Source organism: Saccharothrix ecbatanensis (assembly GCF_014205015.1).
Taxonomy (GTDB): Bacteria; Actinomycetota; Actinomycetes; order Mycobacteriales; family Pseudonocardiaceae; genus Actinosynnema; species Actinosynnema ecbatanense.
Map to the genome: position 1 here is coordinate 3640341 of NZ_JACHMO010000001.1, position 26871 is coordinate 3667211.

Here is a 26871-nt window from a genome sequence, read left to right on the forward strand (position 1 = left end):
AGATGACCTCCAGATCGATCGTACCCGACGAGGTGCAGCGTGAAGATCCTGATGTTCGGGCGAGGCGTGATCGCCACCGTCTACGGCTGGGCCCTGCAACAGGCGGGACATGACGTCGAGTTCTACGTCCGCCCCGGTCGCTCGGCGATGTACGGGGAAGCGATCGACCTCGACCTGCTCGACATGCGGCACCGGGTGCGGGGGCAACGAGTCGCCCAGAAGTGGCCGGTGCGCTACCGCGAGGAACTGGAGCCCGACCACGACTTCGACCTGATCGTGCTGAGCGTGCCGCACCACCGCCTCACGGAGGCGGCGGCTTTCCTCGCACCGCGCGTCGGCCAGGCCACCGTCCTGGTCTTCGGCAACATCTGGGCCGAGCCGCCGGCCGCGATCGGCGCACTCCCCGTCGAGCAGGTCGCGTGGGGCTTTCCCCAAGCCGGTGGCGGCTTCGGCGAGGACGGCGTGCTCCGCGGCACACTGCTGCGGTCGGTCATCTTCGGCACCCTCGGCCGGCCTCCGACCGACCGTGAGCGGGCCGTGCGCCAGGTGTTCCGGGAGGCCGGGCTCCGGCCGCGGGAGCAACCCGACTTCCGCGGCTGGCTGTGGATCCACTTCGTGGCGAACGCCGGCCTGCACGCGCAGGGCCTGCGGTTGGGGTCGTTGGCCAAGCTGGCCGGGGCGACGGGCGACTTGCGCGAGGCACTGCTGATCAGCCGCGAACTCCTGCCACTCCTGGAAGCGCGCGGACTCGACCTGCGACGTCACCGGCGCGACGGGCTGCTGTTCCGGGCGCCCACCTGGCTGACAGCCCGCGCGCTCGCCTGGCTGACCACTCACGTCGCGCCGGTGCGCGTGAATTTCGAAGCGCATTCCGATCCCGAGGCCCAGGAGCCGCGGGGGATCTGCCGGGACGTGCTGGCGGAAGCACGACAGTTGGGCGTCGCGGTACCGCGACTGGAAGCGGCGGAACCGAACTTCGCACGTGAGGGGACGGGTCGCGTCTGAACCCACCGATGTTCGTCGGTCCCGCTGGTGCAGTGCGGTTGCATGGTCCACCGCATCCCGGAGCCAGACCCGGACGCGCAAGACCGCCTCCGCCTCCGGCCGGGACGGCGCCGCGGACACACCGGTGTTCAAGCCAAGTCGGCGAGTGCCGGCCAAGCGGGCCGGGATCGCGCCCACCTCGCGAGGCCCCGGACAGCCCGCACCTGTCGGGGTCGACAGTTGCTCCACGCTGGTGTCTATTCACCCGATCACCAGCTTGCCGGGTGAAATGTCAACCCAATATGTTCAGTGGACGTGATCGGCCGTCACGCGGAGGCCCGGATGACCGACCCGCGGCCGTCGTCCCCGCACCGGTGGCCGGTGCCTCCCGGCGCGCGTGCCGGCGACGCCGTCGAGTCCACCGCCTCCGAAAGGTGAGTGCCTTGCGCTTCAGCTTCGTGATGTTGCCCGACTACCCGCTGGACGACACGATCGAGTCCATCAAACTCGCTGACGAGCTGGGCTACTACGGGTGCTACGCGGCGGACGAGACGTGGCACAAGGACCTCTGGCAGCTGTTCGCCGCGGCGGCGGACAAGACGAAGAACATCCGTTTCGGCCCGAGCCTGTCCGCGGTGACGCTGCGCGAGCCGTCGCTGATCGCCCAGGCGACGGCCACCCTGGACGAACTGACCGGCGGTCGCGCGGAGTGCGTGCTGGGCTCGGGCAACTTCGGCCTGCTCGCCCAGTACGGCATCGACTGGGCGAAGACGAAACCGTTGTCACGCCTCAAAGAGGCACACCACGTGGTGCGGACGATCCTCGACGAGGGCGCGATCAGCTACGAGGGTGAGTTCTTCCGCTACAGCGGGCTTTTCACGTTCGCACGGCCCGTCCAGGACCACGTCCCGGTAAAGTTGGGCGCGATGCGCGGCCCGAAGTCGTTCCAGGCGGCGGGCGAGCTGACCGACGGCGTGCACCACGCCCTGAGCTACACCAAGCGCGCTTACGAGTACATGGTCGAGAACGTGCGGATCGGTGCCGAGCGGGCCGGTCGCGACGCGTCCACATTGGACCTCGGCGCTTGGGTCGTGTTCGCCACCGGCCCGGACTCCCGTGCCGCGAAGGACGCCGCACGCGCGATGGTCGGCCTGTACGCGTCCTCGATGCCGGCCGAGCAGCTGGAGCGCAACGACGTCGACCCCGCGTCGCTGACCGACATCATCGCCGCCGTAGCCGAGGGCAGGGTGGACCGCGCGTTCGAGCTGACCCCGCCTTCGCTGGCCGACAAGCTCTCGATCGCAGGCACACCCGAGGAGTGCGCGGAGAAGATCCGGACGGAGATCGCGTCGACCGGCGTCAACCACATGGTCCTCGCCATCACCGACGCCGCGCTGGTGAAGGCGTTCTCGGGCATGGACCTACCCGGCGTCGCGACGATGCGCGAGCAACTCCGACTCGTCCACGACCACGTGATGCCCGTCTTCACCGCGCAACCCGCGTAACGCCACACCCGAACGCGCGTTACCGCTCGGGATCGCAGGCAGGGTCGAGCATGCTGTGGCGACCCCGCCGCGCTCCGCCTGCCGGCACCTCGATCCCAGCCGATCATCCTGGACCACGTCACGCCGGTGGCTCCCGTGGCGGCCCGTCGACGCCAATGCCGCTTAGTTAGTGATCTTGCCGAAGAGGTGGATGCCAGGTGGCCGGTCGTAGCGGGTGCCTGTGTGGTGCGCGCGTTTGATCAGCTTGCTGCCGACGTTGCTGCGTTTGACCACGCGTGGGTAGGAGCGGTGGCGGCGGCCCCGGGCGCGTCGGTGTCGGATCTCCTCAAGCGTCTCGATGATCGCGTTCTTCAGGCGGTGAGGGGGAAAAACCCGCCTGGTTGGTGACCTGGCGGCGCACAGCGTTGAGACTTCGGACGAAGGACAACCCGTCGACGTCGGGCCCGTCGTCCGGACCGAGGCCCTCGGCGGCCTCCAACATCAACGCCCGCACCGCGTAGTGGGTCAGCAGCAACGCCCAGATCTCCTGCCGGACCAACTCCGGGGACTTCGACCGCAGCACCCTGCCATGCGGCATCTGATGGGTCTCGATCTCGTCCAGGGTCAGCTCGAACTCCCACCGCTGCCGATACAGCACCGCCAACTCCACCGCCGGCGCCACCTCGTGATCCATGATCGACACCACCAGGCGGATCATCTCGGGCTGCCCGCCGCGGTCGGTCACCGAGTACTCCACCACCCGCACCGGCAACCGCGACCCCTCCGGCGCCCGCGACCGCTTGCCCCGCTTCAGGTCCGCCTTGACCTTCGAGGGCAGCAGCTCACTGCGGTAGGACCCGTCGGGAAGCCACCCCAACACCGGCAGGTCCACATCGTCACGGACCCGCCACACCAATTGCGCCCCGCTCCGGCGCGCCCGCTGCCACAAGTCGTAGGAGAACACACCGCGATCGGCCAGCACCAGCATGTCCGGCTCGAACGCCGCCACCAACCGCTCGCACAAGCCGCGTTCCTGCACCCGCCAGGAATCCAACTCCGCCGCCACGATCGCATGCGTGCCGCACTCGCCCAGCCCCATGATCCGCACCTGCGGAAACGGGCTCTGCCCGCCCTTGTGCGGCTTCTTGCCGAACTCGGCTACGTTGGCCGCCGTGTCGGGCAAGTCCAGCACGACACCGTCGACCGCCATCACCCGCCACCCGTGAAACCACGCCCCCCGCGTTCCGGCATGGGCCATCGGCACCGCCACCCGGTCGAACAGCACCCGCAGCGGCGCCTCGCCCAACCGCCCCCGCGCCTGGGAGATCGCCCCCGTCGTGGGCACCGTCCACCCCTGCCGCCACGTGCCCAGAAACCGCAGACCGTCGACCAGCTTGCGCATCACCTCTTCGTAACCGTCATCGAAGAACAGGCACAGCGCCAGCACGTAGTAGACGACCACCCGCGCGGGCAGCAGACGCGACCGCCTCTCCCGACGCCCCGTTTCCGCGAGCACCTCGTCCACCAGATCCCGGTCGAACACACGGGCCAGCACACCGATGCTGATCCCATCGGTGAAACGGCGAGCAGACGGCACTGATCAACAGTACTGCCAACCAATCCACTCGCCTCAACCCGCACACCAAGGCCACTAACTAAGCGGCATTGCCGTCGACGCCGCGCAGCGGGAGCGTCTGGCTGTAGACGATGCTGGTCGTCGTGGTGCCGAGCCCGGTCAGCTCGTTCACGATCAGCTCCAGGTGCTGCATGGACGTGGCAGCGATCTTGATCGTGTAGCAGTCCTCGCCGGTGGTGCGCAGGCACTCCAGGAACTCGGAACGTTCGGCGAGCAGCCGGTGCAGCGGCTGGTGCTGGTTGCCGGGGTACTTCAGCCGCACGACCGCGAGCACCCCGAACCCCACCCGGTCGAGGTCGACGGTGGCACGGTAACCGGTGATGATCCCCGTGTTCTCCATCCGCTTGACCCGCTCGGTCACTGCCGACGCGCTCAGCTTCACCCGCCGCCCCAACTCGGTGAGCGCCACCCTGCCGTCCTGCTGCAACTCCGCGAGGATCGCCCAGTCGGTCGCGTCCAATGTCTCGGTCATCTCCGCAATCTACCGTGAGATCCACGGCGAATACCACGCAATGCCGTGGATAGTCTCTTCACCAGCCGTCCTCACCCACATAGTCTTGAGGCATGTTGATCGGCGTGAACGTCCCCAACTTCGGGCCGGGAACCCGCCCCGAAGTGCTCCGCGACTGGGCGCGCACGGTGGAAGGTCTCGGGTTCGACCTGCTCATGGTGTCCGACCACGTGGCGATCACCCCCGATGTGGCCGCGCAGTACCCGGCGCCCTTCTACGACCCGTTCACCACGCTGTCGTGGCTCGCCGGGACCACCGAGCGGATCGCCCTCGGCACGACCGTGCTCATCGCGCCCTACCGGCACCCGCTGCTCGTCGCCAGGATGGCCGCAAACCTCAACGACCTCAGCGGCGGCAGGTTCGTGCTCGGTGTCGGCATCGGCTGGGCCCGCCAGGAGTTCGAGGCGCTCGGCGTACCGTTCCACCGCCGTGGCGCGCTGACCGACGAGCTGATCACGACCGTCCGCGAGGCGTGGCGCGACGACGGCTACCGCGCCGGCACCATCCCGGTCTGGGTCGGCGGGCACGGCGACGCCGCGCTGAGGCGCGCGGTCCGGCTCGGCGACGCGTGGCACCCGCTGCGGCAGACACCCGCCGGCTGGCGGGCTTCCCTGGCCCGGTTGAAGGAGATCGCCGACGACGAGGGTCGCCCGGTCCCCGGTCTCGCGCCACGCATCCTGTTGCGGGTGACCGAGGCGCCGGTGGACGACCGGAGGCTCGGCGAAGGCACGCTCGACCAGGTCGCCCAAGACCTCGAAGACCTGCGCGCGGACGGCGTTCGCGCCGTCGTGCTCGACCCGTTCGTCGGTGACCCAGAAGAAACACGGCACCCGCACGCCCCGTGGCGCATGCTGGCCGCCGTCCGTGAGCTGTCGGAGCTGTCGGAGCTGTCGGACAAGAAGGAGATGCAGTGAACCCGGAACACCTGCGGCGGGCCATCGCGCTGGCCTCCGAGGCACGCACGGCCGGCAACCCTCCGTTCGGGTCGCTACTGGTAGGCCCGGACGGGTCGGTGCTGGTCGAGGAACGCAACACCACTCTCACCGACGGCGACATCACCGCGCACCCCGAGCTGAAGGTGGCCCGCTGGGCAGCGCGGGAGCTGGACCCGCAGACGGCGGCGATGACCACCATGTACACCAGCTGCGAACCGTGCGGCATGTGCGCCGGCGCGCTGGCCCGGTCCGGGATCGGCCACGTGGTCTTCGCCCTGTCGGGTGAGCAACTCGACGGACTGCGCACCGCGGGCGGCTTCCCGCCGGTGCCGGTCGACGGCCCGCACCTGTACGAGGCGGCGAAGGCCCCCGTCGAGGGGTACTACCCATGACGCGCTCAGCCGCTGAAACCTGACCCGGTCGAGTGAAGTCGGATCGGTGACGGCTGCGGCGGCCGTGGTGATCCTGCCCTGGTTAGACGGAGTCGCGTTTCCAGGGCTCAGGCTGCTGAAGCAATCCTGATGCATCAGAGTTCGTACTCCATCGGCGCGGGCGTGCACTGCTCTCCGCGGGTGAATCCGGCGTGAGGTGCCATCACTGCGGTGGTCATGCCGCGTCACCTCGGCGTACATCACCTCTCCGACGCCGAGGACCGACCGCACATGACCGTGTCCGCCCCTTCGCGCCCTGCGACGCTGGCCGAGTGGATCGCCGCCACCATCCCGCCGGGCATCCCCACCCTGGACGCCGCCCCGACCGGGATGTTGACGTTTCTGTTCTACGGTCGGGCCTCCACCGCCGAGCACCAGGACCCGCGTACCTCCAAGGCGTGGCAGTTCGACGTCGCCCACCGGCTCGTCGACGGGCACGGCACGATCGTCGGCGAGTACTTCGAGACCGCCTGCTCCCGCCAGGTGCCCTGGCCCCAACGCCCCCAAGCCGCAGCCCTGCTCAGCGCCATCACCGACCCCGCCAACAGGATCGACGCGATCGTGGTCGGCGAGTACGAACGCGCCTTCTTCGACAACGCCCAACTCGACGCCCTGCGCGTCGTGCTCGAATAGCACGGCGTGCAACTGTGGCTGCCGGAGGCCGGTGGTGTCGTGCGGTTCGGCAGTCCTCTGCACGAGGCGCTGCTGACCGTCCTCGCGGCCCGCTCCCAGGCCGAGGTCGTGCGCTCCCGACACCGGGTCACGATCGCCATGCGGATGCAGACCGTTGAGCAGGGCCGCTACCTCGGTGGCCGGCCACCGTACGGCTACCGGCTCGTCGACGCCGGAGCACACCCCAACCGTGCCCTTGCCAAGCTCCACCCGGCCGCCGAGGTCGACCAGGCGCTCGGGACCGCGGCGATCGCCGGCCGGTTCGCCGAGAACGACCTGATCCGCATCCTGGCCCACCAAGCCGGCCGCGACCAGGCCGAGCCGACCAGGGCCGGTGAGGCGCACAGCCTGCAACCCAGGCACCTCGGCCTGGTCCAACTTCGGCATCACCACGGAAGGGAATGAGGCGTGATGGCGGCGCCACTGCGCACCGTCGCGGGCTCGGGCGGCGACCCGCTGGCTGAGGCGATCGAACTGACCAAACGCCTGAAACTGCCCTACATCCGGCGATCGCTGACCGACCTGATCCCGACCGCCAAAGCGCAGCGCTGGGACCCCGCCGAGGTCGTCCGCGTCCTGCTCGCCGAGGCTCTGGCACACATTCGATGACGTCGACCGGACCGGTCACGTCCGTGCCAGGACGCGGCGTCGGAGCAGGTCGAAGCCCGCTCGACCGAACATGGCTCGTTTGATCAGCTTCAACCGGTTGACGTTTCCCTCCGTCGGACCGTTGCTGTGCGGCAAGGTCAAACCGGCCACCACCGCGTCCCAATCGCGCCGCAGGGCGGTCGCAAAGGCCCGGGTCCCGCTTGTTGATCATGTCGTGTGCTTGTCGCCGATCTGCTCGCCGTCGTGTTCCCGCATCTGTCCGCGGTACGGGTGGAGAAAGTCGCCCGTACCGGTGGCTCGGTCGCGTTGCATGCCAGGCCGACATCGCCGACAGCGGCGTGTCCGCGCTGCGGCGTGTCCGCGCTGCGGCGTCGACTCGGCGCGGGTGCACAGCCGCTACCCGCGCACCGTGTCGGACATGGCGGTGTCCCGGGCAGGAGACGGTGCTGCGCCTGGAGGTGCGCCGGTTCTTCTGTCGCAACGAACAGTGTGAGCGTCGGATCTTCGCCGAGCAGGTCGACGGTCTGACCATCCGTTATGGACGGCGGAGTGTCCAACTCCGCGACGTGCTGGTGCGGGTGGCATTGGCCTTGGGCGGTCGGCCGGGGGCGCGGTTGTGTGTCGGGCTTGCCGGTGCGGTGAGCAGGATGACGCTGCTGCGGCTCATCCGGGCCCTGCCCGAGCCGGAGATCGGGTCGTTACAGGTGGTCGGGGTGGACGAGTGGGCGTTCCGCAAGGGCCGGAACTACGGGACGATCCTGGTGGACATGGCCACCCGCCGCCCGGTGGACCTGCTGCCCGAGGCCACCTCCGACGCCCTGGCATCGTGGTTGGCCCGGCACCCGGGCATCGAGGTGGTCTGCCGGGACCGTGCCGGCTACTTCGCCGACGGAGCCCGACGCGGAGCCCCCGACGCGATCCAGGTCGCGGACAGGTGGCATCTGCTCGCGAACCTCTCCGCCGCGGTCGAGCGGGTGATCAGCCGCTGCCGCTGCTGCCTGCGCGACAAGCCCGACGATCAGGTCCGGACGTTACCCACACCCAAGGCGGCACAGGCCGACGGCCCACTGGCGCAACGGATCCAGGCCCGCCAGCCGCAGGTCCAGCGGATGATCGCCCAGGGCTGGACCATCACGGCCATCGCCCGGAGGCTGAACCTTGATCGCAAGACCGTGCGTCGTTACGCCCGCCGCGACCTCGACGACCTGATGAGCACGGCGACCAACCGCCACAGCCTCATCGACGCCTACATGCCCTACCTGCAGCGACGCTGGGGCGAGGGCTGTGTCAACGCCGCGGTCCTCTACGCCGAGATCACAGCCCGGGGCTTCCGCGGCAGCCGCCAACTCGTGCGCCGTCGCCTCCAGCACTGGCACGTCGCCGGCACTCCTGCCGAGCCGCCGCCCACGGTCACTCCCAGGAAGGTGACCGGTTGGATCATGAGACGGCCCGAGGAGCTCACCGACCGGGAACGGGAACACCTGGACCGGATCCTGTGCCGTTCCGACCAAGTCGCCGTCACCGGCCGACTCGCCGCGGAGTTCGCCTCGCTGCTACGTCAACGCAGTGGGCACCAGCTCGAAGACTGGGTCCGGCAAGCCGAAGCCGGCGACGTCCGCGAGATCCGGGCCTTTGCGACCGCCCTGCGGCGCGATTGGGACGCGGTGGTGGCCGGTTTGACCTTGCCGCACAGCAACGGTCCGACGGAGGGAAACGTCAACCGGTTGAAGCTGATCAAACGAGCCATGTTCGGTCGAGCGGGCTTCGACCTGCTCCGACGCCGCGTCCTGGCACGGACGTGACCGGTCCGGTCGACGTCATCGAATGTGTGCCAGAGCCACAATCGACCAGCGCGATCACCTCGCGGTGTGTGCGGTACTCCGTGCTGGACGGCGTGGAGAAGTGCCGTCCGGTCGAGCTGGACGAGGATCGGGCCGCGCACCACGTCGTGCTCGATTTCGGTCCGGGACAGTTCGGCGTCCGCTGGGAGTGGCCGCCCGCTGGAGGCGGCACGGGTGAGCGGATCCCCGGTTCGGGGAGGGCAAAGGATTCTCGGAACTGACGAACCGGCGCACGCTGTCGCCGTGCACACGGTCGGTCGCCTCGCCTTCCATGAGCAGCACCGCGAAACTCGATCGGTCGTGCTCCCAGACGCGGGCTTGGACGTGGAGTTCGACGGTGGCCATTGCATGTGCCTGCTTCCCGACTCCACGGTGGCGGTGGAATACCGCGAGGGGCGTTCAGCCGACTTTCCTTGTTGTCCGGCACGGGCGATCAACGAGTCGACCGCGGTGAACACCGGGTCCACGTGCGGGATGAGCCCGTCGGCCACGGCGTCGACCGCGCGGCACACCGCCACCAGCGTTGCTGGTTGCCGTAGCCGACGAGCGCCTTCTGCCACTCGGCCAACCCGAGGTCGAGGGCGGTGCCGCCTGCGTAGGACCTGCCGACGGTGACCAGATCTACGCCAACACGATCTTCGGTGACCGGTGACGTCCTCCAGCGTCTTGGGGGAGCCGCGAGCCAATCAGCCTTGGCGGCGCTGGCCGGCTGCCACGTGCCGTTCTCGGCGGAGGCGTACTCGCCGGTGGTGAACTCCTACCAGCTGGTGGTCTGGGTGTTGCCGATCACCGAGTTGGGCGCATAGACCTTGTCGAGCCGGTCTTTCCACAGCGACAGCGCGGACACCGCGTCGACGGAGGCGAGGTCGGTCGGCTCGGCCTTCGCGCCCCAGAGTCAGGCAGAACCTGGAAGGAGCCTTCCTCCGTGCCGACTGCGGAGAACGTGATGCCCTTCTTGCCCGCCTGCTCAACCTCCTCCAGTGCCGCCGTCAGCGACTTCCAGTCGCAGATGGACTCGACCTCGACACCCGCGTCGGCGAGGACCTTCTTGTAGGCAGAGAGGTCCTTGGTGGCCATCAGCTGCCTCACGTGGCGCAGCTGCCCGCGTCGCGGTCGTTGGAACACGTGCTCGCCGTCCAGCACTGGCCGCACGACGTCGTCGACCACCTCCTCGCCGACCCTCGCGCACGACCGCCACCGGAGTGATCCGACGCCATGAGACCCCTTGCTCAAGGGGTGGACGAAAATTAGGTATACCGAATCCATCATGAACCCGTCGAATCGCTTCGCCAGTAGTAGTTCCAGCAGCCATTTGTAAGGGGTCCTCTGTGTTCCATTTGAAAAAGTTCGTTGCTACGCTCCAACTCGGGTTCAGACGAGCCCGGATCGGCAGTGGCCCCTCCCGCTCAATGCCTCCTTGCATGAGGGGCCACTCGGCCGACGACATTCCTGGGAGCGCTCCCAGGTCACAGACCAGCCCTGACCAATGATGCGAAGGGATTACTGACGTGCGCTCTGCGTTTGTGGCCGCGATACTCCTGACGGCTTTGGCGCCACCGCTGCCGGCTTCGGCGGCTGACACGTGGCTCGAAGCCGAGACCGGTGTCCTGAATGGGACCGTGGTCGAGTCGAGTCTGTCGGGTTATTCCGGCACGGGTTATGTGGCCGGGTTCGACCAGGGTTCCGACTCGGTCACCATCACCATCCCGAACAGCCCCGGTGGCTTGCACGATCTGACCATCCGTTACGCGACGCCGTATGGCGCGAAGTCGGCGTCGTTGTCCCTCAACGGCAGCGGGTTGGGTGACGTGTCGTTCCCGGCGGTCTCGGCGTTCACCGAGATCGCGGCGGGCAAAGCGCTGCTGCGGTCGGGTGACAACACGGTCACCGTGACCAACAACTGGGGTTGGTACCTGATCGACGCGATCAAGGTGACCCCGAGCGCGCCGCGACCGCCGCACCAGGTGACCGGCGAGCTGACCGACCCGGCCGCGACCGCGGAGGCCAAGGGCCTGATGCGGTACCTGACCGACAACTACGGCAAGAACATCCTGTCGGGACAACAGGATCAGGCGAGCATCGACTGGGTCGAGCAGAACATCGGCAAGGCGCCCGCGGTGGGCGGCTACGACCTGATGGACTACTCGCCCAGCCGGGTCGAGCGCGGCACGACGGGTCGGGACGTGGACCACGCCCTGGCCTACGACGCCCGCGGCGGCATCACCACGATGGTGTGGCACTGGAACGCGCCGTCCGGCCTGATCGACCAGCCGGGCAAGGAGTGGTGGCGCGGCTTCTACACCTCCGCGACCACGTTCGACCTCGCCGCGGCACTGGCCGACACGTCCTCGACCGACTACAAGCTGTTGATCCGTGACATGGACGCGATCGCCGTGGAGCTCAAGCGCCTGGCGGACGCGAAGGTGCCGGTGCTGTTCCGGCCGCTGCACGAGGCCGAGGGCGGTTGGTTCTGGTGGGGCGCCAAGGGGTCCGGTCCGGCCAAGGAGTTGTGGCGGATCATGCACGACCGCCTGGTGAACCACCACGACCTGCACAACCTGATCTGGGTGTGGAACTCGATCTCGCCGGACTGGTACCCCGGTGACGACGTGGTCGACGTGGTCAGCGCGGACGTCTACCTGCCGCAGGGCGACCACAGCGCGGCCGTGGGCCAGTACGACCGGTTGGTGCAGCTGGGTGGAGACAAGAAGTTGGCCGCGCTGGGCGAGGTCGGCTCCATCCCCGACCCCGACCTGGTCCGGGCCTACGAGGCACGCTGGTCCTGGTTCGTCACATGGTCGGGCTCGTCCATCACGGACGGCGTGACCAACCCGCGCGACTTCGTGCAGCGCGTCTACAACCACGCCAACGTCATCACCCTCGATGAGCTGCCCGACTTCAAGGACCCCGGTACCGAGCCGGAGCCCACGGACGGCTGCGCCGCGACGTTGCGCGTGACCAATCAGTGGTCCGGCGGGTTCCAGGCCGAGGTCACCGTGAAGAACCAGAAGACCACGGCCATCACCGGCTGGCAGGTCACCTGGACCCTCGCCGCGGGCCAGCGCATCCAGAACGCCTGGAACACCACCCTGTCCACCACCGGCTCGACCGTGACCGCGAAGAACGCGTCGTGGAACGGGACCGTGAAGCCGGGGGAAAGCGCCTCGTTCGGCTTCATCGGCAGCGGCACACCGTCGGCGGTCGTGCCGACCTGCACCACCGCCTGACCATTCCCGGTAGCGGCGGAAAACAATCACAAACTTGGACACCGATGTCCAACCCTGTCACTGGGAGCGCTCCCAGAATGGCGGGTTCTTCGCAAGGAGAAGATGCATGAGTCTGCGCACGTTCGTACGTTCCCGGAAATTGTCCGGGGCATTGGCGGTGACCTCGGTGGCGGCTTTGTCCGTGGCCGGGGTGGTGGCCTCCACGGCCACCGCCAGCGCTGCCGCCGGTTGTCGGGTGTCGTACCAGATTTCGAACCAGTGGCAAGGTGGCTTCGGCGCCAACGTCAAGGTCACCAACCTCGGTGACGCCATTTCCGGCGGTTGGACGCTGGAGTGGGACTTCGCCGCCGGCCAGACGATCAAGGACGGTTGGAACGGCACGTTCTCCCAGTCCGGGACGCGCGTGTCGGTCCGCAACGCTTCCTGGAGCGCCAACCTGGGTACCGGCGCGTCGGCGACGCCCGGCTTCAACGGCACGTGGACCGGGTCCAACCCGGTGCCCACGCAGTTCCGGTTGAACGGCACGGTGTGCACGGGATCGGTCGACACGACGACCACCACGACGACCACCACGTCGTCGTCGACCACCACGACGACGACCTCGGACAACAACCCTGGCGGTCCGAAGGTGGACAACCCGTACGTGGGCGCCGGGGTGTACGTGAACCCGCAGTGGTCGCGTCAGGCGGCCGCGGAGTCGGGTGGTTCGCGGATCGCGAACCAGCCGACCGGTGTGTGGATGGACCGGACCAGCGCGATCACCGGCAACGGCTCGCCCACGACCGGCAGCATGGGTCTGGCGGACCACCTGAACGAGGCCGAGAAGCAGCGCGCGGCGCGTGCGGACGGCCAGTTGGTCTTCCAGGTCGTCATCTACAACCTGCCCGGCCGTGACTGCGCCGCGCTGGCCTCCAACGGTGAGTTGAAGGCCGACGAGATCGGTCGTTACAAGACCGAGTACGTCGACAAGATCGCCGAGATCGTGGCCCGGCCGGAGTACTCCAAGCTGCGCATCGTGACGGTCGTCGAGATCGACTCGCTGCCGAACCTGGTCACCAACGTCTCGCCGCGTCCCACCGCGACGCCCGAGTGCGACACGATGAAGACCAACGGCAACTACATCGAGGGCGTGTCCTACGCGCTGGGCAAGCTGGGCGCGGTCTCGAACGTCTACAACTACATCGACGCCGCCCACCACGGCTGGATCGGCTGGGGCGACACCAATCCCCAGTACGACAACTTCTACGCCTCGGCGAAGCTGTTCGCGACGCTGCTCGGCAAGAACGGCGCCACCAAGGACAGGATCCACGGCTTCATCACCAACACGGCGAACTACTCGCCGTTGGAGGAGCCGTTCTGGACGGTCGACGACAACGTCGGTGGCCGTCCGGTGAAGGAGGCCTCGAAGTGGGTCGACTGGAACGACTTCAACGGTGAGGTGGGCTTCGCCACCGCGTTCCGCACGGAGTTGGTCAAGCAGGGCTTCGACAGCGGCATCGGCATGCTGATCGACACCTCGCGCAACGGCTGGGGCGGCCCCAACCGGCCCACCGCCAAGTCGACCTCGGGCGACCCGACCACCTACGTGAACGAGTCGCGCATCGACCGCCGCTTCCAGAAGGGCAACTGGTGCAACCAGTCCGGCGCCGGTCTTGGTGAGCGTCCGAAGGCTGCTCCCAAGCCGGGTATCGACGCCTACGTCTGGATCAAGCCGCCGGGCGAGTCCGACGGCTCCAGCACCCTCATCCCCAACGACGAGGGCAAGGGCTTCGACCGCATGTGCGACCCGACCTACGGCGGCAACATCCGCAACGGCAACAACATGTCCGGCGCGCTGCCGAACGCCCCGCTGTCGGGCCACTGGTTCTCGGCCCAGTTCCAGGAGCTCATGCGCAACGCCTACCCGGCGCTGTGACCATCAGCTGACCGGAACCACAACTGAATGATCCGCACATCCTCGTAGGCGGCGTCCGGATTGGGCGCCGCCTACGAGTTCTTCGTCGGGATCGGTGTGTCAAGAGTGGGCGCCACGAGATCACCGCTGAGGGCCGGCTCTGAACGAGGTCGGGACCGGCCGGTCAAGGTCGCCGAGCCGAAGATCAATGCAGTGGACCGCGTGTGCTGGCTGACGGAACGTCGGGTCTCCACATGAAGCCGTCATGGGCACGTCACCCTGCCGCGACGGTGTCGGTTGAAGACGTTTCCCTGCTACGACCGAGGAGTTCGATCAATCATGTCCACATTACGAGGACGAGGAACGCTCATGACCAGCCTCTGTGCCGGTCTCGCGTCGATCGCGTTGACGGTGAGCGTTGTCGATGTCGCACAGGCGGCCGAGGGGCAGATCCTGGGCGCGGGTGCCCAGGGTGCCGTCGACGGCAGCTACATCGTGGCTTTGAACGGCACGCCGTCGAGGGCGGCGAGCATCCAGGCGGCGGTCTCGACGCAGGCGACGGACCTGGCCGGTCATTACGGTGGCGAGGTTTCGCACGTGTACTCGGCCGCGCTGCGCGGTTTCTCGGTGCGGATGAGCGAGCAGCAGGCGAAGCGGCTCGCCGCGGACCCGGCGGTGCGCTACGTGGAGCAGAACGGGGTGGTGCGCACGTCGGAGACGTGGGGTCTGGACCGCGTCGACCAGCGCGACCTGCCGCTGGACAACAGCTACGCGGCGCCGAACGACGGGTCCAACGTCACGGCTTACGTCGTCGACACGGGCATCGCGTTCGACCACCCCGAGCTGGAGGGTCGGGCCGTCAGCGGCTACGACTTCATCGACAACGACAGCGACGCGAGCGACTGCCACGGCCACGGAACCCACGTGGCCGGCACGATCGGCAGCAAGACCTACGGCATCGCCAAGAACGTGAACCTGGTCTCGGTCCGGGCGTTGAACTGCGCCGGCAGCGGTTCGTACGACCAGATCATCGCGGCCATCGACTGGGTGACCAAGAACGCCCCGCAAGCCGCGGTGGGCAACATGAGCCTCGGTGGCGCCCAGAGCAGCACGCTCAACGAAGCCGTGACCAAGTCGGTGAACGCGGGCGTCGCGTGGGCCGTCGCGGCGGGCAACGACACGAAGGATGCCTGTGAGGTCAGCCCGGCCTCCGCGGCGGGCGTGCTGACCGTCGGCGCGTCGGACAGCGAGGACAAGCGCAGCCGTTGGGGCAACGGCGGGTCCAACTGGGGCGAGTGCGTCGAACTGTTCGCGCCGGGCAGCGGCATCACCTCCATCTCCCAGGACGGCAAGACCGCCGCGTGGAACGGCACGTCGATGGCCACCCCGCACGTGGCCGGCGCCCTGGCGCTGGTGTTGGCCGCCGACCCGGACATCTCGGTGGCCGACGCCAACGCCCTGGTCCTCGACACGACGACCGTCAACAAGATCTCCGACCCGATGGACACGCCGAACCGGCTGCTGTACACCGACGACCTCGGTGCCCGTGATCCCGGCGCGCCGAAGGCTTCCTTCGCCGCGAACTGCTCGTCGACGACCCCGGACTGCACCTTCGACGCGTCGGGCTCATCAGACCCGGACGGCACGATCTCCTCGTACGCCTGGGACTTCGGCGACGGCACGACCGGCACCGGCGTCAAGCCGACCCACAAGTACAGCAAGAACGGCACCTACACCGTGAAGCTGACGGTGACCGACAACAGCGGCAAGACCGCCACCACGTCGAGGAGGGCCGTCGCGGGTCCGCAGCCGCCGCGGGCATCGTTCAGCGTGACCTGCCGGCAGGCCGTCTGCTCCTTCGACGGCAGCGGGTCGACCGACCCCAACGGCGACATCGTCTCCTACGCCTGGGACTTCGGTAACGGCAAGACCGGCACCGGTGTCAAGGCCAGCCACACCTACTCGACCACGCAGTACACGGTCACCTTCACCGCCAAGCTCACGGTGACCGACAGCTTCGACCAGAAGAGCACCGTCAGCAAGCAGATCCGGTGCCACGGCGCCCCGTCCCCGAACTTCCCGACCTTCTGCATCCCGATGATGTTCTAGAGGCACACCCCGCTGCCGAGCGGCGCTTCCGGCAACCATCCGGGAGCGCCGCTCGCTTCCAACAGGACCTCCTCAGTACAGGCGGTCGGCGCGCAGCTCGGCGCGCGAGTTGATGCCGAGCTTCCGGAACAGTCGCGCCACGTGATGTTCGACCGTCCGCGAGGACAGGAACAGCTTCTCGGCGATCTCACGGTTGGTCTGCCCGGCCGCGACCATGCGCGCGATCTCGACCTCCCGAGGGGAAAGGTCGTTGCCGTACCCCTGTCGTCCCCGCCGAGCCGGTTCCACGCTGCAGAGGCTGTGCAGGGCGTGACGGCAGCGCGCGGCGTCCTTCGACGCGCCGAACCCGGCGAAGGTCTCCGCCGACACGGTCAGCAACTCGACGGACCTCTCCCGCTCGGACGGCGCCAACACCGTCGCCTCGCGTTCCCTGGCGAGGGCGGCGAAGTACGGCGCGGGCATCACCTCGTAGCGCGCGGCGGCTTCCCTGAAGTGCTCGACGGCCTCGGAAGGCTCGCCCCGTGCCTCGGCCAGTGCGCCCCGGCAGTGCGCGAGCGCGGCGACGACGATGGGCGCGTCACGGTCGACGATGCCCTCCGTGACCTCCTCGACCAGACGTTCCGCTTCCGCGGTCCGTCCCGCGGCCGAGTAGGCGGCGACCGCGACCGGGGCCAGCGAGCCGACCCACTGCCAGCCGTCACACTTCCGCACGGCGGTCAGCCCGCGATCGACCTCCGCCGCCGCCTCGGCTGCCTCCTTGCGCTCCAGCAGGATCGAGGCCAGACCCGCGATCCCGCTGATCGCCACGGGAACGATCGCGTCGTCCGGGTCGCGGGCACCGGTCCGACCGAAGTGCTCCTCCGCCACCACCCAGTCACCACGGGCCGCAGCCAGCCAGCCGAGCACCAGATCCAGCTCACAGGTATTGGCGGTGATGTCGCGGTACTCCTCGATCAACCTGTTCACCCGCTCCACGAGGCCGTCCCACCGGCCTGTGATCCAGTCCAGTCGCGTCTCGGTGGTCCTGCCGATGCTGACCACCCACGGCGCGCCGCTCTCGGCCGCGAGCCGCAGCCCGTCGCGCAGGAACCGGACGCCCAGGTCCAGGTGGCCGAGCCATACGCAGACATCGGCGACGTTGCACCGCAGCCGGGCGAGCTGCTGCTGCCCGCCGAGCGTGTTCGCGTGATCCGGTACCTCGTCCAGCCATTCGAGGTGGCCCTGGTGCAGGACGGACGCGACTTCACTTGCCAGCAGACTGATCCGCAGCTCGCCCGCCGCGGCCATCCGGTGTGCCTTGGCCAGCTCCTGCCACCGGCGCAATGCGTCCGGTGGGACGGTGCCGGTGGACGGTACGGCGAGCGCGGCGGTGGCGCGGGCGACGAGGTCGGGCCTGCCCGCCAACTCCTCGACAGCACGTTCGAGCTCGGCCCGCCCCTCCCGGATACGGCCGATCAGGCGAAGCAGCAAGAAAGCCCGCTGCAGGCGCACCTCGCCGCGCACCGACGTGGTCAGTCGCGGGTCGGTCAGCAGGCGTCCCAGGGTCTCGGTGGGATCGTGTTGGTCCAGGCCGGTGTTGGCGATGCGCCCGAGTTTGATCGCCAGCCGATCGACCAGGTCGGCGGACAGCACGGGCACGGCGAGCAACCGTTGCAGCAGTGCGGTCGCGGTCGCTGCGTCGCCGGAGTCGATGGCCCGGTCCGCCGCGGCCTCTCCGTAGGTCAGCCAGTCCGCTTTCCGGCCGGCCCGCTCGCTGTGCTCGGCCAACTGGACCAGTGGCCTCGGTTCGACGTGCTCCAGCGCGTCGACGGCGCGGTGGTGCAGGGCGTCGCGCTGCGGAGCGCTGATCGTGTCGTAGACCGCTTGACGTGCCAGTATGTGCCGGAAGCCGTACCGCGACTCGTCCACCTCATACAGGACATGGCCGTCCAAGGCGTGCACGAGTGCCGTCCTCACCTGGTCTTCCGGGACGTCACCGACATCGGCGAGCAACGCGGCGGGAACGGGCGTGCCGAGCACCGCGGCGGCCTCGACCACGCGGACCGTGGCGGCGGGCAACGTGGCCAGGCGGTCGGCCATCGCGTCACGCAGCAACACCGGCACCTTGACCGCGTCGAGCAACCTCTTGGCACGCACGCTGCCCGCGTGCACGGCGCCTTCAGGGTCACGCAGGGCGCGCAGCGTCTCCTCGACCACGAACGGGATGCCCGCGGTCCGCTCGTGCAGTCGAGCCGAGAACTCCACCGACACCTCCTCCGCGCCGAGAATGGCCTCGGTCAGTCGTCGCACGCCGTCGACGTCGAGCGGCTCGATCTCCAGCACCGCGACCAGGCCGCCGGCAGCGGGCCGGAACTCCGCGCCCAACGGGCTGCCACCGTGCAGGTCCTCCCGCCGGTAGGTGAGGACCATGCCGAGGTCGGCCGGCGGAGCACCCGCCAGGAAGCGCAGCAACTGACGCGTGCCGTCGTCAGCCCAGTGCAGGTCTTCCACCACGAGCAACACCGGACCGAGCGCGGCCAACAGTTCCCGCACCGCCCGGAACAGCCGGTGCCGCTCGGCCCTCGGGTCGCCGATCGACGGCAACGGGGCGGGCAACTCCGAGGCGATCTCGGGCAACAGCGGGGCCAGTGCCCCGATCACCGGGTTCAGGTGCTGCTGCCGAGACAGTCCAGGCCCCGCTCCCCGTAACGCCTCCAACAGCGCACCGTAGGAGAACGGCTCACCGACCTGCCAGCAGTATCCGACCAGCGGCAACACCCCGCCGAGGTCACCGGCGAGCAGTTCGGACACCAACCTGCTCTTGCCCACCCCCGCCTCGCCTTCGAGTAGAACGACCGCAGGAGGGCGCGCGACGGCCTCACGCAACGCGGCCAAGTGCTCGCCGCGCCCGATGAGAACAGGCGAGCTGGTCCGGAACCAACGGCCCCGATCCGTCCCAGAACCGTTACTACGTCGCATCACCGCACCTCCCGGGCGCACCGACCCGACACCAGCAGGTGCCCAGCCTAAAAGTAGTCATCGTGCGGTGACGCGGAGCGGATCCCGCCGGACGACGGGCGACCGGTTCGAGCGTCGAGGCCATCGCCTTCACCCACCGGAATCCGGTACTCCGAACGGGCGTCTCCGCAGGGCTGCCTCGTCCGAAAGCGGATGAGGCAGCCCTGGGCCCCGACAGGCGGTTCTACGCCGCCGCTGCGGTCAAGCGGGGGTGCAAATGATGGTGGCAGGGACGGGGTTGGCGCCGGTCCAGGAGCCGAGGAAGCCGAACGTGGTGGTGCCGCCGGGTGCGATGGTGCCGTTGTAGTCGGCGTTGCGTACGGTCACTTCCTGGCCGTTGGTGGTAACAACCCCGTTCCACAGGTTGCCCAAGGTCTGACCCTGGGCCAAGGCCCACTTCACAGTCCAGCGGGGGGTGGCGGTGGCGCCGGTGTTGCGGACGGTGACCTCGCCTTGGAAGCCGCCGTTCCACTGGCTGGTCACCCGGTAGGTCGCGGTGCAGCCCGTGCCGTTGTTGCCGGTCGTAGTGGTGGTCGTGGTCGTCTTGGTGCCGCCGAGGGCTTCATACACAGCCCAGTAGGAGGGCTTCTTGTTGAAGTTCTCGTCGTAGATCAGGGCCGCGCCCTCGCCGGGGAATACCGAGGGGATCCAGGAGTAGCCGTCGGAGAAGTCCCAGACGGTGATGCCGACGCAGCGGGTCACGGCGAGGCAGGCGTTGGTGACAGTCCGGTAGTCGGTCGCCTGTTGGGCGTCCTTGGCCGCGTCGCGGGGCGTGCGCATCCGGATGTCGAGTTCGGTGATGGCGACGTCCACGCCGAGGTCGGCGAAGCGCTGGATGTTCTGCTGCAACGTGCTGGGTACCTGGCCGAGGATCAGGTGGGCTTGGAGGCCGACGCCGTCGATGGGGATTCCCTGCTGCTTGAACGACTTCACCAGGTCGTACATGGCGTCGCTCTTCGGCCCGATGCCCTCGACGTTGTAGTCGTTGTAGTAGAGCTTGGCGTTCGGGTCGGCGGCACGGGCGGCCTTGAACGCCTCCGCGATGTAGCCGTCGCCGATCTTCTGCTGGAACACCGACTGCCGCCGGGTCCCGTTCTCCTCGAACGCCTCGTTCACGACGTCCCAGTGGACGACCTTGCCCTTGTAATAACCGGCGACGTTCGCGATGTGGTCGCGCATCACGCCCAACAGCTCACCGGCGGGCACGTCGTTGACCCAGCCCGGCAGCTGGTTGTGCCACACCAGGGTGTGGCCGCGCACGATCTGGTTGTGCGCCTGGGCGAACTCGACGATCTTGTCGGCCTGCGAGTAGTCGAACTGCCCGCGGCTGGGCTCGATGTACTGCCACTTCTGCGTGTTGCCGACGGTGATCTGGTTGAACTCGCTACCCAGCACCGCGGTGTAGGGGGCGTTGTCCAACGTCGGGTTGTCCGTCGCCGAGCCGAAGTAGCGGCCCTTCGCGACGGCGAGCTGCCCCAGGGTCGGCTCGGCGGCCGCCAAGGACGGTGCGGCAACCGCCATCCCTACGGCGAGCGTGCCCGCGACGGCGACGGCCGTCACGGCGAGGACGCGGCGCGCGCGACCTGCTTGTGCTGACATGTTCCTTCTCCTGACATCGGTGTCGGGACAGGCCGCACGGGCACCAAGGAGGCGCTAAGGGCACCCGTGCGGCCGGGCGGGCACAGGAACGGCGTCGACGTCCCGTGTGCCCGTTCGTGCCCCGGCCGGGCGCAAGTCCCGACCGGGTCCGTGATCGGCGTCGTGGTGCCGATCAGGTCTGTGGCGACCCGTGGGCGGCGGGTCGGCGTGGTGGTGCCGTGCCGACGCGAGGCCGGCCTGTTTCACCGCGGGGGCGCGGTCGCGGGTTCGTAGTCGAACCAGTCGAACGAGGCCGTGCCTTCGGTGGCGTACATGCCGATCACCCGTCCGGTGAAGCCGGTGGCGACTTCGGTGGACAGGTAGCGGCCGTCGAGTTCGGCCAACGGCGTGGGATCGCCGTCGACGTGGAAGCCGACCAGGTCCGGTGCGCCCGTGTCGTCCGTGCGGGTGGTGATCGCCAGGGTCAACGGTCCGGGTGGCACGGGTCGTTCGGCCACGCGCCGGCGCAGCGGTCCGATCCGGGCGATGACGGCGACGTGCCCGTCGGCGACTTCCAGGTCGTAGTGGTGCGCCTCGTCCAGCCGCACGGACAGGCCCGCGCGGCCCGAGCCCAACTCCACGCGTGCGGCGACGCGGCAGTCCTGGTGTTGCTGGCGGCGTCCGACGAAGGTGGCACCCGGCGCGTCCAGGGTCGGACCGGTGGCGTGCAGCGTGAGCCACCCCGGCCGGTCGACCAGCGACCACGAGTCGACGAGACGCGCGTAAGGGGAGATCCACCGCGGTGCGAGGTCCGCGGTGTCGAAGTCGTCACGCGGCGGGTCCGGCTCGACGGGGTGCCACGCGGCGGGTGCGCGTTCGGTGAGGTTGACGGGTCCGACGCGGGGCCAGCCGTCGACCCACTTCACGGGTGTGAGGAACGTTTCGCGTCCCAGGACGTGGAAGCTGGGCGTGAAGCCGCGCGGCCGGGTCGCGAGCAGCACCATCCACCAGTCGCCGTCGGGGGTGGTGACGAGGTCGGCGTGACCGGTGCTCTGAATCGCGTGGTTGGTGGAGCGGTGGGTGAGGATCGGGTTGGTCGGTGCGGGGTGCCAGGGGCCGCGCGGTGTGCGGGCCCGGGCCGTGGTGACGGTGTGGCCGCGTTCGGTGCCGCCTTCGGCGATCATCAGGTACCACCACTCGCCGATGCGGTACAGGTGCGGCGCCTCGGGGTACTGCAGGCCGGTCCCGGACCAGGCGTGCAACGGCCTTTCCAGGACAGCTCCCGTCCCGGGGTCGATGCGGGCGACCTGGACGCCGGAGACGGCGCACCAGCAGTTGCCGTCCTCGTCCCAAGCGAGATCGGGGTCGATGCCGGGCAGGTCGATCCACACCGGGTCCGACCAGGGGCCCTCAGGGCGTTCGGCGGTGACGAGGAAGTTGCCGCCCGCCGACACGTTGGTGGTGATCAGCCAGAACCTGCCGTCGTGGTGGCGCAGGGTGGGCGCGTAGATGCCGCCGGAGGCCGACGTGCCCGGTGGCAGTTGGGACGGGCGGTCCAGGACGTTGCCGATCTGCCGCCAGTGCACCAGGTCTCGACTGTGGAAGATCGGCACGCCCGGGAAGTACTCGAAGCTGGAGCACACCAGGTAGTAGTCCTCCCCCACCCGGCACACGCTGGGATCGGGGTGGAAGCCGCCAATGACGGGGTTGTCGTAAAAGCGAACAGCCGTCCGCGGTTCCACCGCGCCGAGCACAGGCAGGTCCGTTCGCACCGGTTCTCCTCTCACTCGCCGAGGTCGCGCACGACGTGGGTGGTGGTCAGCCGTCGGTCGTGGCCCGGGTGGACGGGCTCGCCGGTCAGCCAGACCTCGGAGCGCAGCGGCAGATCGCCCGCCGACGGACCGGTGGACAGGCTGATGCGGCCCGGTTCGACGACGCGGCGGCCGTCGACGCCGGTGAAGGAGAACGCGTCGGTCGGCACGTCGAACACCACCGCCCGGGCCTGTTCGGGTTCCAGCGCGACCCGGGCGAACCCGACGAGTTGAACCAGGGGGCGTACCACCTGGGCCACCGGGTCGGAGGCGTACAGCTGCACGACCTCTTCGACCGCGCGAGGCCCCGTGTTGCGGACGACGACGCGGGCCTCCACCGATCCGGTGGTGGGTGCCTCGTCGCGGGTGGTGGCCAGCGTCTCGTAGCGCACGGTCGAGTAGGACAGGCCGTGGCCGAACGGGAACAGCGGTGTCGGGTCCAGCGCCGAGATGCCGTCGGTCTTGGCGCCCAGCAGCGGTTGGAGGTAGGTCGAGGGGTTGACCGACGGCAGTCGGGGAACTTGGACGGGCAGCCGTCCGGACGGGTTGATCCGTCCGCTGAGCACCCCGGCCACGGCCGAGGCGCCTTCCACGCCGGGGAAGAACGCCTGCACTACCGCGGCGGCGCGGTCGGCGTAGTCGCCCAGTGCGTAGGGCCGGCCGGAGACCACGACCAGCACGGTCGGCGTGCCGGTCGCGAGGACCGCCTCGACCAAGCGGTCCTGCAACCCCGCCAGGCGCAGGTCGGGCGCGTCGCAGCCTTCACCGGAGGTGCCGTCGCCGAACAATCCCGCCCGGTCGCCGACGAACAGCAGCGCGACGTCGGCGAGGCCGGCGGCGTTGACGGCGTCGGTGATGCCGGAGTCGTCGTCGCCGGAGACCTCGACGCCTCGGGCGTAGTCGACGGTGGCCTGCGGGAACTCGGCTTGGACCTGTTGTCTGATCGTGGCGATGGGCAGACCCGCGCCGCGTTCGGGGTAGCGGTGCAGCACGTGGTTGGGGAAGGCGTAGCAGCCCATCAGAGTGAGCGAATCGTCGGCGCACGGGCCCAGCACGGCGATCCGGGCCCGGCGGGGCAGGTCCAAGGGCAGCACGGCGTGGTCGTTGGCCAGCAGCACGATCGAGCGCTCGGCGACCGTGCGGGCCAGCCACCGGTTGTCGGCGCTGTCGAGGTCCACCTCGTCCGCGGTGGAGGGAACCAGCGGTCCCCCGTCGAGCAGGCCGAGTTCGACCTTCTGCCGCAACACCCGGCGAGCGGCATCGTCCACAAGGGACTCGTCGACGTTCCCTACCCGCACGTTCTCGACCAGTCGGGAGCCGTAGCCTCGGGTTTCGGGCAGCTCGACGTCGATGCCCGCCCGCAGCGCGAGCACCCCTGCCTGACCCTCGTCGACGGCGACCCGGTGCATGGAAGCCAGGAACGGGATGGCCCAGTAGTCGGCGACGAGCGTGCCGGTGAAGCCCCACTCCTCGCGCAGCAGACGCCGTAGCAGCTGGGCGCTCGCGGCGACGGGCACGCCGTCGACGTCGGTGTAGGAGTTCATCACCGATCGGGCGCCGCCCACGCGTAGGGCGGTCTCGAACGGCGGCAGGATCACGTCGGCCAGCTCCCGCGGTCCGATGCCGACCGGCGCGTGGTTGCGGGCGGCGCGGGAGGCGGCGTAGCCGGCGAAGTGCTTGAGGGTGGCGATGACCCCGGCCTCTTCCAGCCCGCGCACGTAGGCCGCGCCGAGCTGTCCGACCAGGTACGGGTCCTCCCCCAACGTCTCCTCCACCCGACCCCAGCGGTAGTCGCGCACCACGTCCAGCACTGGCGACAAGCCCTGGTGCACACCGACGGCACGCAGGTCGCGCCCGATCGCCGATGCCATCTCGTGCACCAGGTCGACGTCGAAGGTCGCCGCCCACGCCAGCGGCGTCGGGTAGGCCGTCGCACCGTAGGTGGCGAAGCCGGTCAGGCACTCCTCGTGCGCGATGGCGGGGATGCCGAACCGGTTGCCCGCCGCCACCCGCTCCTGAAGCACGCGCAACCGCGCCACGCCCTCGGCGGCGGTGACCGGCGCGGTGCCGAACACGCGGGTCAGGTGCCCGATCCCGCCGCGCACCAGATCGTCCACGTCACCGGACGCGGACGCGGTGAACACGTCGGGCATCGGCGCGGACTCCGTCGCGGAACCACCGCCGTCCTGGTCGAGCCACACCGAGCCGAGCTGGGCGACCTTCTCCTCCAGGGTCATGGCCGCCAGCAGCGCCTCCACGCGGTCGTGCACCGGCAGGGCCCGATCGCGCCAGGGCGCGTCTGATTGGGTGTTGATCAGCGATGTCATGGTTTCCCTTGAGGTGGTGTCAGCCCTTGAATGCGCCGTCGAGAATCCCGGCGACCATGCGCCGCCCGACGATGACGAACAGGGCGACCAGGGGGACGGTGGCGAGGAACGAGCCGGACATGGCCAGGCCGAGGTCGACGTCGTAGCTGTTCTGCAACGCCTTGATCGCGATCTGGGCGGTGAACCGCTCCGGCGACTTGAGCACGATGAACGGCCACAGGAAGTCGTTCCACGCGCTGACGAACCCGAACAGGCCCAGCACGAACGCGGCCGGCCGCACGATCGGGAACGCGATGCGCCAGAACACCTGCCAGGCGGACGCGCCGTCGAGGTGCGCGGCCTGGATCAGCTCGTCGCTGATGGTCACGGCGATGTGCTGGCGCATCCAGAAGATGCCGAACGCACTGGCCAGTCCTGGCACGATCAGCGCCTGGAGGGTGTCGACCCAACCCAGCTCCGACATGATCATGTACTGCGGGATGACCGAGAGCTGGGTGGGCACGGTCATGGTCAGCACCACGACCAGGAACAGGGCGTTGCGACCGGGGAAGTGCAGCTTGGCGAAGGCGAACCCCGCCAACGCGCACAGCACCGCGTGACCGACCCCGATGGCGGTGGCCACAGCCAGGCTGTTGAGCAGTGACTGCACGAACGGCACCGTCTCCAGGACCAGACCCGCGAGGTGGAAGAAGTTGCCACCGGGCACGACCTCGGGCGGCATCTCCGTCGCGGTCGCCGTGTCGGTCGTGGCGACGATGAACATCCAGTACAACGGGAACAGGCACGCGACCGCGGTCCCGGCCAGTAGCAGGTAGTTCCACCAGCGAACGCGGCCCAGGCGTCGGCGACCCGACGTAGTGCTCATCGGCCCTCACCCCGCAGTCGACGCGACAGCACGTAGTTGACCGCGGCGATCACCACGACCATGACGAACAGGGCGACGCCGATCGCGGAGCCGTAGCCGAACTGGAACTGCCCGAAGCCCTGCTCGTAGAGGAACAGCGTCAGCGTCTGGCACTGCCGCACCGCGCCGCAGGTCAAACCACCGCCGCCGGAGAGCAGCAGCGGTTCGGTGAAGATCTGCAACCCGCCGATGGTCGAAGTGACGACGGTGAAGATGATGATCGGCCGAAGCGCGGGCACGGTGATGTGCCGGAACCGCTGCCACTCGCCCGCGCCGTCGATCGACGCCGCCTCGTACACCTCCCGCGAGATCGCCTGGAGAGAAGCGAGGTACAGCAGCGTGTTATAGCCGAACCACCGCCACGCCACCATCGTCGCGATCAGCACGTGGCTACCCCACGTGGACCCGGTGAAGTCCACCGGGTCGATCCCGACCAGCCCCAGCAACCAGTTCAGCAGCCCGTAGTCCCGGTCGAACAACTGCGCGAACACGATCGCCGTGGCCGCCACCGAGGTGATGTACGGGACCAGCACCACCATCCGGAAGAACAACGCGAACCGCAGCCGCGCGTGGTTGAGCACGTGCGCCAACAGCAACGCCAACAACAACTGCGGCACCGTGGACAGCACCCAGATGCTCAGCGTGTTGCCGGCGGCGTTCCAGAACCTCGGGTCTGCGAACATCCTGGTGAAGTTGTCCACGCCGATGAACGTGCGGTCGCCGATCGGGTTCCAGTCGAACAACGCCACGTAGAAGGTGAACAGCAGCGGGAACAACCCGAACACCGCGAAGAGCACGAAGAACGGCGCGATGTAGCCGTAGGGGGTCAGTCGGTCGCGCAACCGGCGGGCCGCCCCCGCCGGAGAGGGCGGGGGCGGGGGCGCGGCGATGCGCGCCGGGGTGAGGGTGCCGGTCATGCCG

General features: G+C 69.0%; 21 protein-coding genes and 1 pseudogene. 13 read left to right on the forward strand and 9 right to left on the reverse strand.

Annotation, left to right across the window (positions count from 1 at the left end):
* Positions 1-39: 39 nt before the first annotated feature.
* Positions 40-1005, forward strand: coding sequence for a ketopantoate reductase family protein (locus F4560_RS15290; protein WP_184920641.1), 966 nt, complete (start codon positions 40-42; stop codon positions 1003-1005).
* Positions 1006-1427: 422 nt separating this feature from the next.
* Positions 1428-2489 carry an LLM class flavin-dependent oxidoreductase gene (locus tag F4560_RS15295; protein WP_184920642.1) on the forward strand — a complete coding sequence of 354 codons (1062 nt, stop codon included), beginning with the start codon at positions 1428-1430 and terminating at the stop codon, positions 2487-2489.
* A gap of 325 nt (positions 2490-2814) precedes the next feature.
* Here F4560_RS15295 and F4560_RS15300 read toward each other — a convergent pair whose 3' ends face one another.
* A complete protein-coding gene (locus F4560_RS15300; RefSeq protein WP_184916321.1) occupies positions 2815-4065 on the reverse strand; it encodes an IS4 family transposase in 1251 nt (416 codons plus the stop codon).
* 58 nt (positions 4066-4123) lie between these two features.
* Positions 4124-4576 (reverse strand): Lrp/AsnC family transcriptional regulator, encoded by a 453-nt coding sequence (locus F4560_RS15305; protein WP_184920644.1) that lies wholly within the window; start codon positions 4574-4576, stop codon positions 4124-4126.
* A gap of 92 nt (positions 4577-4668) precedes the next feature.
* On the opposite strand from F4560_RS15305, the gene F4560_RS15310 reads away from it, so the two are divergent.
* From F4560_RS15310 to F4560_RS15330, 5 genes are all read left to right on the forward strand, one after another.
* Positions 4669-5529, forward strand: a complete 861-nt coding sequence (locus F4560_RS15310; RefSeq protein WP_184920646.1) for an LLM class flavin-dependent oxidoreductase — start codon at positions 4669-4671, stop codon at positions 5527-5529.
* Positions 5526-5942 (forward strand): nucleoside deaminase, encoded by a 417-nt coding sequence (locus F4560_RS15315; RefSeq protein ID WP_184920648.1) that lies wholly within the window; start codon positions 5526-5528, stop codon positions 5940-5942. The genes F4560_RS15310 and F4560_RS15315 overlap by 4 nt, the downstream gene beginning before the upstream one ends.
* 270 nt (positions 5943-6212) lie before the next feature.
* On the forward strand, positions 6213-6614 hold the full coding sequence (locus F4560_RS15320; RefSeq protein ID WP_184920651.1) for a hypothetical protein: 402 nt from the start codon (positions 6213-6215) through the stop codon (positions 6612-6614).
* A gap of 6 nt (positions 6615-6620) precedes the next feature.
* Positions 6621-7058, forward strand: coding sequence for a hypothetical protein (locus F4560_RS44560; protein ID WP_246477812.1), 438 nt, complete (start codon positions 6621-6623; stop codon positions 7056-7058).
* A 6-nt stretch (positions 7059-7064) separates the two neighbouring features.
* Complete coding sequence (locus F4560_RS15330) at positions 7065-7262, forward strand: hypothetical protein (protein ID WP_281391915.1); 198 nt, start codon at positions 7065-7067, stop codon at positions 7260-7262.
* A gap of 15 nt (positions 7263-7277) precedes the next feature.
* Here the strand turns inward: F4560_RS15330 and F4560_RS15335 are convergent.
* Positions 7278-7448, reverse strand: a pseudogene (locus F4560_RS15335) (transposase); the annotation flags it as partial.
* 23 nt (positions 7449-7471) lie between these two features.
* Between F4560_RS15335 and F4560_RS15340 the strand changes: the two are divergent.
* The 6 genes from F4560_RS15340 to F4560_RS15365 all read left to right on the forward strand — a co-directional run bounded on the left by F4560_RS15340 (position 7472) and on the right by F4560_RS15365 (position 16333).
* Positions 7472-9064, forward strand: a complete 1593-nt coding sequence (locus F4560_RS15340; RefSeq protein ID WP_281391916.1) for an ISL3 family transposase — start codon at positions 7472-7474, stop codon at positions 9062-9064.
* 26 nt (positions 9065-9090) lie between these two features.
* Entirely contained in the window at positions 9091-9324 is a 234-nt protein-coding gene (locus F4560_RS15345) for a hypothetical protein (RefSeq protein ID WP_184920655.1), read from the forward strand.
* 420 nt (positions 9325-9744) lie between these two features.
* Complete coding sequence (locus F4560_RS15350) at positions 9745-9909, forward strand: hypothetical protein (protein ID WP_184920657.1); 165 nt, start codon at positions 9745-9747, stop codon at positions 9907-9909.
* Between the two features lie 702 nt (positions 9910-10611).
* A complete protein-coding gene (locus F4560_RS15355; protein ID WP_221483506.1) occupies positions 10612-12330 on the forward strand; it encodes a glycosyl hydrolase in 1719 nt (572 codons plus the stop codon).
* A 106-nt stretch (positions 12331-12436) separates the two neighbouring features.
* Positions 12437-14245, forward strand: coding sequence for a glycoside hydrolase family 6 protein (locus tag F4560_RS15360; protein WP_184920659.1), 1809 nt, complete (start codon positions 12437-12439; stop codon positions 14243-14245).
* A 348-nt stretch (positions 14246-14593) separates the two neighbouring features.
* On the forward strand, positions 14594-16333 hold the full coding sequence (locus F4560_RS15365) for a S8 family serine peptidase (protein WP_221483507.1): 1740 nt from the start codon (positions 14594-14596) through the stop codon (positions 16331-16333).
* A 72-nt stretch (positions 16334-16405) separates the two neighbouring features.
* Here F4560_RS15365 and F4560_RS15370 read toward each other — a convergent pair whose 3' ends face one another.
* The 6 genes from F4560_RS15370 to F4560_RS15395 form a co-directional block, all read right to left on the reverse strand.
* The gene (locus F4560_RS15370) at positions 16406-19291 is read right to left on the reverse strand and encodes an ATP-binding protein (protein WP_184920669.1); all 2886 of its coding nucleotides are present in this window, start codon (positions 19289-19291) and stop codon (positions 16406-16408) included.
* Positions 19292-19531: 240 nt separating this feature from the next.
* Positions 19532-20929, reverse strand: a complete 1398-nt coding sequence (locus tag F4560_RS15375) for a glycoside hydrolase family 10 protein (RefSeq protein ID WP_184920671.1) — start codon at positions 20927-20929, stop codon at positions 19532-19534.
* 242 nt (positions 20930-21171) lie between these two features.
* The gene (locus F4560_RS15380) at positions 21172-22680 is read right to left on the reverse strand and encodes a glycoside hydrolase family 43 protein (RefSeq protein WP_312869314.1); all 1509 of its coding nucleotides are present in this window, start codon (positions 22678-22680) and stop codon (positions 21172-21174) included.
* A gap of 11 nt (positions 22681-22691) precedes the next feature.
* Positions 22692-25046, reverse strand: a complete 2355-nt coding sequence (locus F4560_RS15385; RefSeq protein ID WP_184920673.1) for a glycoside hydrolase family 3 N-terminal domain-containing protein — start codon at positions 25044-25046, stop codon at positions 22692-22694.
* A 19-nt stretch (positions 25047-25065) separates the two neighbouring features.
* Complete coding sequence (locus tag F4560_RS15390; protein ID WP_184920674.1) at positions 25066-25911, reverse strand: carbohydrate ABC transporter permease; 846 nt, start codon at positions 25909-25911, stop codon at positions 25066-25068.
* The gene (locus F4560_RS15395) at positions 25908-26867 is read right to left on the reverse strand and encodes a carbohydrate ABC transporter permease (protein WP_184920675.1); all 960 of its coding nucleotides are present in this window, start codon (positions 26865-26867) and stop codon (positions 25908-25910) included. Before F4560_RS15395 ends, F4560_RS15390 begins: the two co-directional genes overlap by 4 nt.
* Positions 26868-26871: the final 4 nt, after the last annotated feature.